This window comes from Dolichospermum circinale AWQC310F, assembly GCF_000426925.1.
GTDB classification, from domain to species: domain Bacteria; phylum Cyanobacteriota; class Cyanobacteriia; order Cyanobacteriales; family Nostocaceae; genus Dolichospermum; species Dolichospermum circinale.
Genome location: NZ_KE384685.1, coordinates 205,133 through 219,848, shown reverse-complemented (window position 1 = coordinate 219,848; position 14,716 = coordinate 205,133). Strand labels below are relative to the sequence as shown.

General features: G+C 35.3%; 11 protein-coding genes and 1 pseudogene. 4 read left to right on the top strand and 8 right to left on the bottom strand.

Going from position 1 to position 14,716, the window contains the following annotated elements; all coding sequences use genetic code 11:
* Positions 1-32 precede the first annotated feature (32 nt).
* From ACIR310F_RS25645 to ACIR310F_RS24370, 5 genes and pseudogenes are all read right to left on the bottom strand, one after another.
* Positions 33-221: a hypothetical protein gene (locus tag ACIR310F_RS25645; RefSeq protein WP_155963796.1), complete on the bottom strand. Its 189-nt coding sequence runs from the start codon at positions 219-221 to the stop codon at positions 33-35.
* Positions 199-1,476 carry an AAA family ATPase gene (locus tag ACIR310F_RS0113050; protein WP_028084213.1) on the bottom strand — a complete coding sequence of 426 codons (1,278 nt, stop codon included), beginning with the start codon at positions 1,474-1,476 and terminating at the stop codon, positions 199-201. The genes ACIR310F_RS25645 and ACIR310F_RS0113050 overlap by 23 nt, the downstream gene beginning before the upstream one ends.
* Positions 1,477-1,497: 21 nt before the next feature.
* Positions 1,498-2,010: a CDP-diacylglycerol--glycerol-3-phosphate 3-phosphatidyltransferase gene (pgsA, locus tag ACIR310F_RS0113045; RefSeq protein ID WP_028084212.1), complete on the bottom strand. Its 513-nt coding sequence runs from the start codon at positions 2,008-2,010 to the stop codon at positions 1,498-1,500.
* A 247-nt stretch (positions 2,011-2,257) separates the two neighbouring features.
* The gene (gene glcD, locus ACIR310F_RS0113040; RefSeq protein WP_028084211.1) at positions 2,258-3,736 is read right to left on the bottom strand and encodes a glycolate oxidase subunit GlcD; all 1,479 of its coding nucleotides are present in this window, start codon (positions 3,734-3,736) and stop codon (positions 2,258-2,260) included.
* A 49-nt stretch (positions 3,737-3,785) separates the two neighbouring features.
* Positions 3,786-3,920: pseudogene (locus ACIR310F_RS24370) on the bottom strand (adenylyl-sulfate kinase); the annotation flags it as partial.
* 670 nt (positions 3,921-4,590) lie between these two features.
* On the opposite strand from ACIR310F_RS24370, the gene ACIR310F_RS0113025 reads away from it, so the two are divergent.
* Positions 4,591-5,808: a DUF4336 domain-containing protein gene (locus tag ACIR310F_RS0113025; RefSeq protein ID WP_028084209.1), complete on the top strand. Its 1,218-nt coding sequence runs from the start codon at positions 4,591-4,593 to the stop codon at positions 5,806-5,808.
* Between the two features lie 12 nt (positions 5,809-5,820).
* On the opposite strand, the gene ACIR310F_RS0113020 is transcribed toward ACIR310F_RS0113025, so the two are convergent.
* Positions 5,821-6,582 (bottom strand): DUF3226 domain-containing protein, encoded by a 762-nt coding sequence (locus tag ACIR310F_RS0113020; RefSeq protein ID WP_331271315.1) that lies wholly within the window; start codon positions 6,580-6,582, stop codon positions 5,821-5,823.
* Between the two features lie 23 nt (positions 6,583-6,605).
* Positions 6,606-7,757: an AAA family ATPase gene (locus tag ACIR310F_RS0113015; RefSeq protein ID WP_028084207.1), complete on the bottom strand. Its 1,152-nt coding sequence runs from the start codon at positions 7,755-7,757 to the stop codon at positions 6,606-6,608.
* Between the two features lie 89 nt (positions 7,758-7,846).
* Between ACIR310F_RS0113015 and ACIR310F_RS22455 the strand changes: the two genes are divergently transcribed.
* The gene (locus tag ACIR310F_RS22455) at positions 7,847-8,086 is read left to right on the top strand and encodes a hypothetical protein (RefSeq protein WP_051289623.1); all 240 of its coding nucleotides are present in this window, start codon (positions 7,847-7,849) and stop codon (positions 8,084-8,086) included.
* Positions 8,087-8,187: 101 nt separating this feature from the next.
* Here the strand turns inward: ACIR310F_RS22455 and ACIR310F_RS0113005 are convergent, their stop codons facing one another.
* On the bottom strand, positions 8,188-12,099 hold the full coding sequence (locus tag ACIR310F_RS0113005) for an Eco57I restriction-modification methylase domain-containing protein (RefSeq protein ID WP_028084206.1): 3,912 nt from the start codon (positions 12,097-12,099) through the stop codon (positions 8,188-8,190).
* 483 nt (positions 12,100-12,582) lie between these two features.
* Here ACIR310F_RS0113005 and ACIR310F_RS0113000 point away from each other — a divergent pair, with 483 nt between their 5' ends.
* Positions 12,583-14,100 (top strand): AAA family ATPase, encoded by a 1,518-nt coding sequence (locus ACIR310F_RS0113000; protein WP_028084205.1) that lies wholly within the window; start codon positions 12,583-12,585, stop codon positions 14,098-14,100.
* A 39-nt stretch (positions 14,101-14,139) separates the two neighbouring features.
* The gene (locus ACIR310F_RS0112995; protein ID WP_028084204.1) at positions 14,140-14,607 is read left to right on the top strand and encodes an SH3 domain-containing protein; all 468 of its coding nucleotides are present in this window, start codon (positions 14,140-14,142) and stop codon (positions 14,605-14,607) included.
* Positions 14,608-14,716 lie beyond the last annotated feature (109 nt).

Below are 14,716 nucleotides of genomic sequence, written 5' to 3'. Positions count from 1 at the left end.
CGGTTTCCGATCTGATGAAGTACAAAGTTGAATCATGAAACTCTTGTGGTGCGGGCATCTTGCCCGCTAGATATGTACCTCATAACACCGGGAAGTGCTGTAAATGTGTGTTGTTCGGGGTTAATAATTTTTGGAACAAGAATATCAAGAGTAGTTTTGCCAGAAATATCCTCAACTAATATCTCAAAGTGCATATATTCACCTTGCGTCCAAATAGTCACTGTACCAAAGTCCACCCAGGGGCAAACCCTCAGAAACAAGATTATTTATCAGAGGATCTTCACTAGCCCGCTTAATTTTAGCAAATCCATCCTCACCCTTTTCTAATACCCAAACTTCTTCAGGTTCAAGAGCATCTACAAAATATGGTTGATGTGTTGTCACAAATATTTGTGACCCACCTTTCTGACCTCTAGTGTGTTCTCGAAATTCTCTGGCTAGGGTTTCTAAAAGTTTATGATAAAGTCCATTTTCCGGTTCTTCGATACACAAAAATGGTGGTGGTGAAGGGTCTTCTAACATCAGAAGATAGGCAAATACTTTGAGTGTACCATCTGACATTTGTTGAGAATAAAATGGGTCTTGAAATCCCTTGTCGTTGAAACACAAAAGCAGTCTTCCATCTGGACTTGGGTAAGTGCTAATCTTATTGACACCGGGAATTTTATTCGCTATTTTTTCCAGTATGGATTGAAACTTTTTGGGATGTTCTCTTTCCATAAATTGAACTACATTACCTAAATTATCTCCATGAATATTCAAATGCTTTTGTGGTCCGGCTAGAGGTAAACTGCGGGCAGCATCTGGTGTAAAATAGCTTAAATACCACCCTTCAATAAATCTTCTAAACATAGAAATTCGGGGATGTTGTTTAAGTGAACCTAAAGTAGCAATTCCCAGTTTTCGCGGATCATCAAGTTCAACTACTTCGGTTTCTTTAGTTTCTTCTTCTGCTTCACCTCTTTGGATTTTATCCATTAAATCTGACACATCAAAATCATCTTGCTTACCTTGTTGTTCACCTTTCCATGCGATTCCTCTGCCTTCATTGAGAATTAAAAAAGAAAAAGGTTGTCCCTTAGGTTGTCCTATTCTGCGTTGTCTCAGTCTCTCTTTTTTTACATAAGGTCTTTGAAATGAGTCAATATCTATGGCTAATTCATAAGTAATTGGTCGGGCATTACCATCTTCTTTATAATAGATTTCAAACTCAATACTTCCCTGTTGTCCTTGAGAGAGAATTTTTTCAAACCCACCACGACCATGAGCATAACAAGCTTCTTCTACTCCATTTTTCAAGCAATCAGCAAGAAAGCCAAAAATGTCAAAAATCGTGCTTTTTCCCACGCCATTCTTACCAATAACCGCTGTCATTGGTGTTAATGGCTTGGCACTTTGTGTATTCCACAATTTCCCCAAGGTAATATCACGAATAACTCTGTAATTTCTAACTCTAAAGCCTTCTATTCTAGACATTTAATTTGCTCTACTTTGATTTTACTCGCTAATTTTTTGAGGAATGAGATAAATTATTCCTGAAATAATCGTTAATATTACCGATACCCAAAAGGCAATTAAAATAGGAGTTTGCCAAATTGGAGATAAGGGAGCAATTAGGAGAGATATGGCAATAATTTGACTAACTGTTTTCAGTTTACCCCAAATATTTGCACCAGTGATGGTGGTTTGATTAACTCGCCAACCTGCGATCGCTAATTCCCGTGCTAAAATTATAAAAACTCCCCAAGCTGGAATTTTTCCTAATTCTACTAACACTAATAATGGTGCAAGTACCAATAATTTATCTACCAAAGGATCAAGAAATTTACCTAATTCACTAATTTGATTCAATTTTCTGGCCAAATATCCATCCAACCAATCAGTTAGAGCCGCAATTAAAAATATAGTTAAACATATCCATTTGGCTTGATTTGTAGGATTGTATAAACCGTAGAGTAGAAAAGGTATTCCCAGCAGTCGAGAAAAAGTAATCCAATTAGGTAAAGTCATTAGAAAAATGTAAGAACTCAGGAGTAAGGAGGAAGAATTAAAGACAGAGAAAAATAGAGAATTAGGAAGGAAATACAGGTGATCAAAACTGTATTTCATAATACCAGGAATAGCTACAGCAAGTTTAGCTTGAGTAAAGTACATATTATGCGGGCAAGATGCCCGCACCACAAGAGTTTTATCATTAATATTTGTACTTCATAATAGCGGTAACTGCTGTATATATTCCTGATTTCCAACTTTTTTGTTAAAATCTTTCTACATCTGGGAATTTTTGAATAGATACTTTTGCCGCTTCTCCACAAGTGCGAGGAGTAGGAAAAATCTTACCAGGATTTGCTAAATTTTGGGGATTAAATACTTTTCTTACCCATTGCATTGTTTCCAAATCAGATTCACTAAACATATCTGGCATATAGCATTTTTTATCAGCACCAATACCATGTTCACCGGAAATACTACCACCCACTCTTACGCATAATCTGAGAATTTCTCCTCCCAATTCTTCAACTTTTTCCAATTCTCCATGTACAGAATTATCAAATAAAATTAATGGGTGTAAATTACCATCTCCAGCGTGAAAAACATTAGCAATAGGATAACCATATTGATTACTCAACCGCTCAATTTCTTGGAGAACATAAGGTAATTGAGTGCGAGGAATTACACCATCTTGTACATAATAATCTGGGCTAATATGTCCCGCAGCGGCAAAAGCTGCTTTTCTACCTTTCCATAATTTTAGTCTAGTTTCCGGGTCACTGGCACTAGTCACATTTCGCGCTCCATTTTTCTGACAAATTTCTTTAATTAGCTGTTTATTAGCAGAAACTTCGACTTCTAAACCATCAATTTCTACTAATAGAATAGCAGCGGCATCACGAGGGTAACAATTAGTGGCAACCACATCTTCTACAGCATTAATACTAATATTATCCATCATTTCCATACCACCAGGAATAATGCCCGCGCTGATAATATCAGAAACCGTTGCAGCAGCAGCATCTACACTGGTAAAATCTGCTAATAAAACACAAATTGATTCGGCAGTTTTGAGAATTTTTAAAGTGATTTCTGTCGCAATTCCTAAAGTACCTTCTGAACCGACAAAGACACCTGTTAAATCATAACCTGGAGTTTCGGGAATTTGTCCACCAATATCAACAATTTCACCATTAGGAAGGACAATTTTTAAACCTAAAACATGATTTGTTGTTACACCGTATTTTAAACAATGTACTCCCCCAGAATTTTCGGCGATATTACCACCAATAGAACAAATAATTTGACTAGAAGGGTCTGGTGCAAAATAAAAACCAGCGCCGCTAACTGCTTGAGTTACCCAACTATTAATTACTCCGGGTTGGACAACTGCCCGTTGATTTTCTAAGTCTATTTTTAAGATTTGTCGCATTAATGAAGTGACAATTAAAACAGAATTTTCTGCTGGTAAAGCCCCACCTGATAAACCTGTTCCCGAACCTCTAGCAATAAAGGGAACGGAGAATTGATTGCAAATTTTGACGATTTCTGATACTTGTTCTGTGGTTCTTGGTAAGACTGCGACGGGGGGACATTGTTTATAGCTGGTTAAACCGTCACATTCATAGGTAAGGAGTTCTTCTTTGCGTTGTACTACACCTTTTTCTCCCAGGACTGCAACAAATTTTTTGATTATGGGTTTCCAGTTTATGGTTTGAGTTTTGGGTAATTCTTGGGTAAGCATAGAGTTTTTTATCTGTGGTAGATGTTGATGATAGCAAAATATTGATTTATCTCACCACATCCCCATCTAAAACTTCTACCCGACAACATCGTTTTTTTAACTCCAATTCTACCCCCTGAGAAACGGTGGTTTTACCAGCACCACTTAACCCTGTAAACCATAAGGTTAATCCAGAATATTTCATGTTAATTTCCTTTTTATTTTTTGAATGAACCCGATATTTAAGAATCAAAACTTAATACAAGACTGATACTTAAATTTGATTAGCGTTAAAAAACTTTATACATTTCCCTTACTCTCGACTCCCCACCTCCTGTCTCGTTTTATATAATACCTGTGCCATGCCATTAAGAGGATGTTTTAAATGATATTTAATCGTTTAACCTGATTCTGGGTATTATGAACTCGATGGAGAACTTTTTTGGCTTCTTCCTGTTCTGGGAGACGTTACCAAAACCGGCAAAACCAGCCCTAACATATCCACACATTGCTACACTGAGTGGAGGACTACCAGATTTGGCTGATGAAAATTCTTCTGCTATCAATTCCCATTCCATGTCAAGTTACTAAGGTATGCTTTACTCATCTGCTCACAAGGTGCTATTATCTACAAATTCCAGCATATACTTTGTGAGCCTTCTTACAACAGCCTCCCACTTTTAAAACATCCTCTCAGTGAACTGATGCAAAATAAAGGCTTCGGAATCCACTTGCGTGTAAGAAGCATTCTAATAGTGTTATAATCTTTAATTCAGGCTGTCTGTAGTTTTTGCTACTATATCAGCCCCCTTTTCATCCTCTTTTTTTATAGTTTTGGGTCAGTTTGATAGAGCGGATTGGTGGAGGTTCAGACAGTGGTGGAAAATGAGAGTATAGAACAAATTCATGCCCAGGATGTTTCCTGGCGGTTTTGGCCTGTTGTGCCAATTTATCCTTATGGTCAACGTCGCACTATTCGTAAAGAAGTTATTAAAGATACTATTTGGACTTTCGACCAATTACAGGGAATTTTTTATGTAGTTGTGCCAATTCGCATGACTGTAATTAAGCTAGAAAAGGGCGGTTTACTAGTTTATGCACCTGTTGCACCCACGGGAGAATGTACCCGATTACTAAATGAATTAGTCACAGAACACGGTGATGTCAAGTATATTATATTGCCGACGATATCGGGAATAGAACATAAAGTATTTGTAGGTCCGTTTGCGCGACGCTTTCCCAATGCACAGATATTTGTTGCTCCGGGACAATGGAGTTTTCCCCTAAATTTGCCTTTGAGTTGGTTGGGTTTACCTGATAAACGCACTCGGATATTACCTGAAAATAGCCAGGAAGCCCCTTTTGCTGAGGATTTTGATTATGCAATCCTTGGACCTATTGATCTCGGTTTGGGTAAGTTTGCAGAGGTGGCTTTTTTCCATAAGCGATCGCACACGCTCTTAGTTACAGATACTATAGTTTCAGTACCAGCAGAACCACCAGCAATTGTCCAACTTGACCCCTATCCTTTATTATACCACGCCAAAGATCAAGCTTTTGACATGGTTTTAGATACCCCAGCCAATCGCCTCAAAGGGTGGCAGCGAGTAACATTATTTGCCTTGTACTTCAGTCCTAGTACGTTGAAAGTACCTACATGGAGTCAAATATGGCGGGATGCCCAAAAAGCCCCAGAAAGGTCTAAAAAGGCATATTTTGGGTTTTTTCCTTTCCAATGGCAGGAAAATTGGCAAGATTCTTTTGATATTTTGCGAGGGAATGGGCGGATATTTGTTGCGCCAATTTTACAACGTTTGATTTTAAATCGCGCACCCCAGGAAACTATCAATTGGGCTGATAAAGTTGCTAGTTGGGATTTTCAATGGATTATTCCCTGTCATTTTGATGCTCCAATTAAATCAGAACCGCAACAATTTCGTCAAGCATTTGGGTTTTTAGAAACACAACCCCTTGGGGGTGTTGTTAGTAGCAATAGTTATCTTTTACCTGAGGATGATTTTAAATTGTTGAGAGATATTGATGCGGGTTTGAATAAGCTTGGTATTGTGCCACCAGCGCGGGAGAAGGTGTAGAATGACAGGGTATTATTCAGTTTTTAAATTTAACAAATTTCTTAAAAACTCAGTGAAATTTTTAATAGCTGGAATTTCCGCTGTCTCAATACTAATCCAATCATCACGCATAATAGTTACCGTATTTGTCATACCTGGCCGAAGAACACTGGCCACTGTGGCAATTATAGCTTTTTGTTGATCAAAAGGTTTCCACTCTAACTTTTTCTTCCTCTCTTCCTGAGAAAATTTATCTATATATTCCTTTGCTCTTTGCATATATTCAGGATAAACTAAATCTCCACAATCACAAATTAAAGTATCTAAAACTCCTAGTTGAGAATTATCTGGTAATATATAAATTCCTGCTTTTGTTTCTAATTCTGGTGAACCTTCTGTAACATTACCACTTTGAGTAACTTCAGTTGGAAAATGAGGAAAATATTCTTTAAAACCTTTATGATACTCTTTTACCACTTTGTCAGGTGTATTGTTATCAGTATCAGCTACTATTGCAAAAGCGAAAAGAGTTGAAATATCAATATCAGATAATTTATCACTTAAATTCTGAATTAACTCACCTCCATTACCTACATATATAGCTATTGAGAAATTTTCATTATATAATATCTGAGGCATATCAAGCCTATCATATAAATTTCCACCTTTAGGATAATTAGGGATAAATTTTCGCCAAAAATTATCTAGTTCTGACATCTTCCCATCAAATTTAGAAAAGCCTAATAATTTACACAATATCCTAGATACAAAAGCCTGATCATGGGGACCCTCCACACCAATTAAAACATATTTCCGACTCACCAACGCACCTCCTGACCTAATTCTTCTCTTAAACGTCTTAATCTATGTCCATCATGTCTAACTACTTTTGTTTTTCCTTCCTTTGGTTCTAAACGATAAAGCACTAAATCTGAATCTGATTCAGTAACTTCTAATAAAGCATCAACAGCTTCCAGACTATGGGTAGTTGCAAATAATTGAACATCCATTTCTGTACACCATTTAACTAACCATTGAAAAGAATTTTGTAAGGCTTCTGTGTGAATTGTTGACTCTAATTCATCAATTAAAAGAATACCACCTTTGACACTGGCTAGTTTAAGAGCTATATGTAATAAGCGACGAATACCATCACCAAAGGTGCTGACTGGTGCAAGTCCTAGTTTTTCATGTTGAATATATATATTAAATCGAGAACTGATAGATTCTGGAGGTAACAATATTTCTATATCAGAAATATTGTTATCAATCTGTTTTAATAATTTAATTACATCAGCTTTAAAATTTTGAAATGTTGCTTCTGAAAGTAATCGAAATTGACCAACTTCTGAACGATGAGATGATGGTGTTACTACAGATGTTTTTAGACTGGGTTCTCTTTTTCCAGATAATCTATAAAAACGTTCATCCTCCCATAACAAAAAATCTGTAATAAAAGCAGGTGGTTCGCCAAATAAACTTAATTGATAACCATCATCTGCAAATACCTCTATTTTTAGCTTAATTCCTTTCTTAACTCTTGGTGTATCTTCATTTTCAATTTCTTCTTCGTTGCTAATATTTGTGATATTGCTTTCCTCAGATAACGATATTTGCTCCATTTCTTCATAGCTTGCTATTAACTTCTTTACAGAAAATAAACCAGTGCTAGAAATAAGAATAATAGGTTTATCAGGTTCTACAATGGATGCATAATTATGTGTAAATAACCACTTTACAGCATCCAGTAGACGAATACGATATACTCCAATATCCTGCTCTCGTTGATTTGCTGTACTCAGCCACACTTTAATATCCAGTGGGTGACAGTAGACAGATAATGCTTCTAGAACACTAGTTTTCCCTGAGTTGTTAATACCCACAAGTAGGTTAATACGTCCGAGATCCTTTAGTTCTAAGTCTCGAAGTCCTCTAAATTGATGAATTGTGACGTTTTCTAAATTTCTCATAGACTTATTTTAGCTCAAGCTGTATACCATAGATTATTTTTCTAAAAGTTGTCAATATATAACATACCAGCTTAGACAAAAATCGCCCCATGATTACGGTTACGCTAAGAATACCAGAAGATGTAGTAGAAGAATTGAAACAACTTGCACCCATACTTGGTTTTTCTGGTTATCAACCCTTGATTCGAGCATATATTGGACAGGGAATGAGAGCAGATTTAGAAAAGTTAGAAAATAATACAGTTAATGCTTTAATTGCTAGTTTAAAACGACATGGTGTGAGTGATGATATTATTCATGAAGCATTAAATGAAGTTGTTAATAAATAGAAAAACGTTTAAAATTTTCAGATTCTTCAATCGAGAAGGGAATTAAGCCAGTTACGCACTTCTCCTTAAGCCGGTAATCTGAATTTTTTAATTAGAATTTTTTAACTATTTTCTCCCTCAATGATCGCTTTTTCTTCTGGGGTTAATTTATATAGTTTATAAACGATTTCATCAATTAACCAATCACATTGTTTTAGTTGTTTTTTGATGGGTAGGAGTGTATTTAAACTGGCTTGGTATTCTTTGGCTAATGTTTCTTGTTCTTTTCTACTTCTGATATCAATTTTTAGTTTTTTCTTGTTTTTCTTGAGAATATCAATTAATTCGTCAAGGGTTAAATGGTTGTCTGCTTGTTTTTGTTTATAATAATCACCTAAATAATTTTGAATTTTAGATTTATTGGTAAGATTATCAATATCAGTACCGATTAATCTGGCTAACCATGTTAAAAAGCCTTTGATTTCTGTTTGTTTTTGTTTATTTAATTCTATCATTTGTTCGGCTAAATATACCAGTAAGTCATGAATTACGTCTGCTTCTTCTGGTTGTTGGTTAAGGTGGTGATCAATTTGGGTAAGTAGGATATTTGGGTTATGATTGATTTGATATTGTTGGTAAAGGTTAATTGTGTTTTCTAGATAAGTTTGACGTTTTTCTGCGGGAGTTGTGAAGGAGATTTTTGGAACTGGTATTCTTGACAAATAAATAACTTTAACTTCAGCAAAAGGCTTACCAACCATCTGAAAATTTTTCTTTTGATACCACCATTTAATATAAAAAGAATTTAATATTGATAACAAAAAATAATCAGAAAAAATACTATCTTGTTTTTTGAGAAGACAATGTACAGAATTTTGACAAATCCTCAAATCACAATCAATACTTGCAATAATTGAATCATCAGTACGTCGGACTATAATTTTTTGATTTCTAAATATACTTTCATTTCTTGGTTCAGCTAACCATACACCATATTTAACATAAATAAGCTCGTTTTGAGTGACATATTTTTGTATATCTCCACCTGTAATTAGTGGTTCAAAATCTGGTAGTAATTTATTTGATGTATATGGTTTTTCCTTGACAACTAACTGCGTTTGAGGTGGATTACCTTTTCCTTTTTGATATAATTTTGTACCTCCACATATATTAACTAATTCTTCTAATTTAATACATTGATTAATAGACTTGTTCAAAATACTAATTTCTTCCATATTTAAATAATAATCAATTACATAGCCTTCATTTAATAACCATTCAGATGTCAAACGAAAATATCTAGTAATGATTTCCTGATTTGCAAAATTTAAAACTTCTGTGTTTTTACAACTATTAACATCTTTAGAAGCTATTAAAGCAGCAGTTTCTACAATTGCATCTTGAAAAGCCGATCTAAATTCTGCTATCTTAATTAATTGTGTAGTTTGTAAAACTAATTTCCTAAAATCACAACCACTTTCTAAAGTCATCCATGTATTAGGAGTAATTAAGCCTATAGTACCAATTTGGAAAATTATATCTAATGAAAGTTCAATAAAAAATAGATAAATATCTTTGGAGATAACAGTATTACTAATATATTGTAATTTAGCATTTGTATAGTCTTTATAAGTCGATCCATAAGGTGGATTTCCAATCACAGCATCAAAACCGGGATTTTCTTTCCAACTAGCACTTTCTAAATCAATAAAAACCTCTGGAAATTCCAAATCCCAATGAAAAAACCGCTTTTGGTCAAACAACCTTCTCGCTTCCTCATATACCGCAATATCAGCAGCATTCATGTTTTCAAACTTAGCATTGATCGCATTTATACCAAATCTTTCTAAAAAATTCTTAGCTTGTTTCACACCAAAAAATTGAGAAACATAAATATCTAATAACCTTTTAAAAGGTTTCGCAGCCTGATCAAATTCCTTAAATAACCTCTCGCTGGTTTCCACTTCTGCAAAAGTTGCATCACTTAATGTACTCACACCGCGCATAATTTCCGCAGCACGTAACAACCCCACAAACGGACCTGTTAATAAACTCAATTGGCCACTTTCTTCCCTCATCATATTCGCTTCTGCTTCTCGCGCAGTTGTACCAATAAGAGAATTTCCGCAGCGTAAATGATGATCTAAAAAACTCAAAGGAGCGCCAATTGTGAAAAAATGTAACCATAAACTTACCTTGGCCAATTCTACGGCCATGGGATTTAAATCTACACCATAAATACAGCGTTTCATGACCACTCTTTGTAAAAGTTGATTATCGTCTAAATTGATATCAATATTAATTCCCTGCTGTTGTAAGTTTTCTAAAATACTATTGCGGGTTTTTCCTAACATCTCCAAAATGGGATTATGTTCGGGATATTCATTTAAAATATTGATTAATTCGTCTGTCAAATAATCAACAGCTTCGACTAAAAAGTGTCCGCTTCCCATAGCAGGATCACAAATTTTAATATCAATTAAAGTATTTTTTGCTTGTCTTTCTAAACGTTGTAAATCTTTTTGTAAACCGTTACGACTTTGTATTCCTAATCTACCATCTATCATTTTTTCATGTAATTGGTTAATTTGGGTCATTAAATCTGCAAATTTTTGTTTTCTCTCCTCTAAAATGGGTTTGAGGGTATGACTAACAATGTATTTAACAATATAATCTGGTGTGTAATAAGAACCTGTAGCTTTTCTTTCACCCTTATCATTTTCTAAATGCACTTTTGCTGTTTTTTCATCTTCAATAATTAAACGATATTCTAATAATCCTTCATAAATTGAACCCAATTGTCGCACACCTAAAAAGCTGTAGTCAATGGGTAATTTTTCAAAACGTGCTAATTTATCTAAAGCGGGAAATAAGATAGCATCAGATATTTGATGTTCAGACAAAAAATAATTCTCTGGATAATCTTCTCTATCTCCAATTTCATGAAAATCAAAGTGAAATAAACCACCATTATAACGAGGTACTGCTAAGGCTTTATCACCCCTATCTACTATTTCAAATAAACCTAACAAACTCTGATAAATTTTTGTGGAAGTTTCACTTAATGTTCTTTGTTTATCCAGACTTGCGGCTATTTCTTGGGTAATTTTAATTAAACTATAATCACGGTAAGCGGTGGTAATTGGTAATAAGTTTCTCGCTTCAGCATATAAGAGAAATAACAACTTATATAAAAATGATAAGGTGGCTGCGTAAATCTGTTTTGGTTCTACGGTTTTTCCCCGTCGCATTGCGTCTACTATAAACCCTCTTGCTAAATCAGGAAATATCTGATCAAATACTAAGGTTTTTAATTCGTTTCCTACTTGAGTCGCATAAGTTGTACTTCCTGCTCTGACTCGTTCTAAAAAGTTTTTGTTGTAGCTATCTTTTGCAAAAGCCGCGCTTCTAAAAAATAACCAAAAGTATTTGAATTGTTCTATATCTTCGGTTTCTAATAATTCCACTAAATCAACTGGATAAAATTCCGTTGCGGTAGAAGAAGCTTGACGATAATATAAACGCCATTCTCTCCCATTGGTTAAAATTCCCCAGTCAACATTTGTACCACTTAAATAACTGGAAATCTGAAAAGATGGGTTGGCATTTTTGAAAATGTCCCGTTGATCATTAGTGGAAACTTTACTTAATGGTCGTTGCCAATATTTAGCTTCTGCTATTACTAATACTCGACTATAAAAGGCAGTTTCATTATTTTGCAAAGAGTAGGCTGTATCTCTTTCACTTTCATTTAAAAACAAGGCATAATCAGGACGTTCGGCTCTACCTTGACCACGAGAAATGACTTGAGGAATATATTTAAAACCTAAAATTTCTAAGGCTGGTTTAATAAATATATCTTCGGTTTGAGCTTCATTCAGAGTGGCTAAAATCGCCTTTTTTGATAAATAAAGATTTTTTAAGTCCGCAAATTCTGCTTTAATATCTAATTGCCATTCTGGAAGTTCTTGAATGCGATAATCTAAATAATGTTGAGAGAATAAGGGTTTATTTGTATTTTTTGTATTTGTCATGATTGGAAATTGAAAAAATCTATATATTCACGGGAAACCAATCTAATTTGTTGTGAAAAAATATCACTATATATGAATAAAGAAATATCAGCCTCATAGGTGGATATCAAGAAGATTTGATGGTAAATATATATTTTTATTATATATTTTTATTCATCATCAAAATTAATCAGACCTTTTTGTACACCCTCATCAATTTAATTCATTGTTTAACCTGATCAAATATTGTTATGAGATTAATATTATCACATTACAGTTACATAAAATTAGCTGATTAAATATTAAGATTTATTAATAAACATGATCAGCATCAGGATGTCCAGGATGAAAGGATAAACAGGATAAAAAAGATATTTGATCACCAATTACCTATGATTCATGACCAAATTACCAGCCTCAACCAGATGAATGACAACTTGAGTTATTATAAATTAGAGATTTTTTGAAAATCCTGAATTTCTATATTTAAGAACCATTACTTTTATGAATTTTCGTGATGAGTTTAAATTGTTACTTCGCGCTCGGTATCCGTTGATTTATATTCCCACCTATGAAGAAGAACGGGTAGAAGCTGCGATTCGGGAAGAAGCCATCAATCAAGGTAATCGTCCGGTGTATACTTGGGATTTTGTAGACGGTTATCAGGGAAGTCCTAATGATGTGGGGTTTGGTAAACGTAACCCATTACAGGCCTTAGAGTTTGTGGAAAAATTGACTGCTGCGGCCCCTGCGGTGTTGATTTTGCGAGATTATCATCGTTTTTTGGATGATGTGGCGATTTCTCGTAAACTCCGTAATTTAGCCCGACTATTGAAGTCGCAACCGAAAAATATTGTTTTATTATCCCCCCGCGTCGTTATTCCTGATGATTTAACAGAAGTGCTAACGGTGGTGGAATTTCCCCTACCTAACGCTGGGGAGATCAAAACAGAGGTAGAACGATTATTAAAAACCACGGATAAACCTCCTGGTGGTAAATTTTTGGATGATTTGGTACGTTCTTGTCAAGGGTTGTCTATGGAAAGAATCCGTCGGGTGTTAGTACGGGCGATCGCATCCCATGGACAATTACAACCAGAAGATGTAGATTTAGTCTTAGCAGAAAAGCGCCAAACTATCCGCCAAACTCAAATTCTCGATTTTTATCCCGCAACTGAGGAAATTACTGATATTGGGGGACTAGATAATTTGAAAGATTGGTTAATTCGTCGCGGTGGTTCTTTTAGTGAAAAAGCCCGACAATATGGTTTACCCCACCCCCGTGGGTTAATGTTAGTAGGAATTCAGGGAACTGGTAAATCTTTAACCGCTAAAGCGATCGCTCATCATTGGCACTTACCTCTGTTACGATTAGACGTAGGGCGGTTATTTGGCGGTTTGGTGGGTGAGTCCGAATCTCGCACCCGGCAAATGATTCAAGTCGCAGAAGCGCTCGCTCCCTGTATACTATGGATTGATGAAGTTGATAAGGCTTTTTCTGGTTTGGGTAGCAAAGGTGATGCAGGTACTACTAGTCGGGTATTTGGGACTTTTATCAATTGGTTGGCTGAAAAAACTTCCCCTGTGTTTGTTGTGGCCACCGCTAACGATATTCAAGCTTTACCACCAGAAATGTTAAGAAAAGGGCGATTTGATGAAATTTTCTTTGTTGGTTTACCTAGTCAGGAGGAACGAAAAGCAATTTTTAATGTCCATTTATCCCGATTACGTCCCTATAATTTGAACAGCTATGAGATTGATAGGTTAGCCTATGAAACTCCCGATTTTTCCGGTGCAGAAATTGAGCAAACTTTAATCGAAGCTATGCACATTGGTTTTAGTCAAAACCGTGATTTCACAACCGATGATATTTTAGAAGCTGCTAGTCAAATTATCCCCTTAGCGCGAACCGCTGTCGAGCAAATTCAAAAACTCCAAGAATGGGCCGCAGCTGGTAGGGCGCGTCTAGCTTCAAAATATACCCCTTTAAATCAACGTATTCAACGTCAAGAAAAGAATTAAAAATTAAAAATCTTTTATCTATTCCCTAGTCCCCACTATATGTTTAAAAACTTACTTAAATTTATACTCGGTCAACTTTTAGCACTCGCGGTTTTATTAGGTACTGGATTGATAGTTGCTCTCTATTTTGTCAACCGTACTGCCGTAAATCCACCCAAACCGATGTTTGCTAACGATAATCCTACAAACCAAATTACAAAGCCTAAAGCCATTACCAAGCCTAAACCTGAGAAAAAAGTTATTTCTAGTCCAGTACCTACACCTACTCCCACAAAATCACCCAATTCATTACCACCAGGTGCTTATCAAGGAATTGTTACTTGGCCAGCAGGACTAAGTATGAGAGCAGAACCAGATATAAATTCTCCCAGTACAGGAGGAGTTGGCGGTAATAAACAAGTTATTATTTTAGAGCAAAGTACGGATAAAAAATGGCAAAAAATTCGCATTGCTGATACTAACCAAGAAGGTTGGGTAAAAGCAGGTAATATTCAACGTTCTCAGTAACCCAATTTTGGATTTTGGATTTTGGATTTTGGATTTTGGATTTTGGATTTTGGATTTGGGATTTTAGATTTTGGATTTTAGATTTTGGATTTTGAATACTCAATGAAAA

Coding starts and splice junctions, on each gene's coding strand:
- ACIR310F_RS0113050 (WP_028084213.1), bottom strand. CDS start 1,476: ATGTCTAGAATAGAAGGCTTTAGAGTTAGAAATTACAGAGTTATTCGT.
- pgsA (WP_028084212.1), bottom strand. CDS start 2,010: ATGACTTTACCTAATTGGATTACTTTTTCTCGACTGCTGGGAATACCT.
- glcD (WP_028084211.1), bottom strand. CDS start 3,736: ATGCTTACCCAAGAATTACCCAAAACTCAAACCATAAACTGGAAACCC.
- ACIR310F_RS0113015 (WP_028084207.1), bottom strand. CDS start 7,757: ATGAGAAATTTAGAAAACGTCACAATTCATCAATTTAGAGGACTTCGA.
- ACIR310F_RS22455 (WP_051289623.1), top strand. CDS start 7,847: ATGATTACGGTTACGCTAAGAATACCAGAAGATGTAGTAGAAGAATTG.
- ACIR310F_RS0113005 (WP_028084206.1), bottom strand. CDS start 12,099: ATGACAAATACAAAAAATACAAATAAACCCTTATTCTCTCAACATTAT.
- ACIR310F_RS0113000 (WP_028084205.1), top strand. CDS start 12,583: ATGAATTTTCGTGATGAGTTTAAATTGTTACTTCGCGCTCGGTATCCG.
- ACIR310F_RS0112995 (WP_028084204.1), top strand. CDS start 14,140: ATGTTTAAAAACTTACTTAAATTTATACTCGGTCAACTTTTAGCACTC.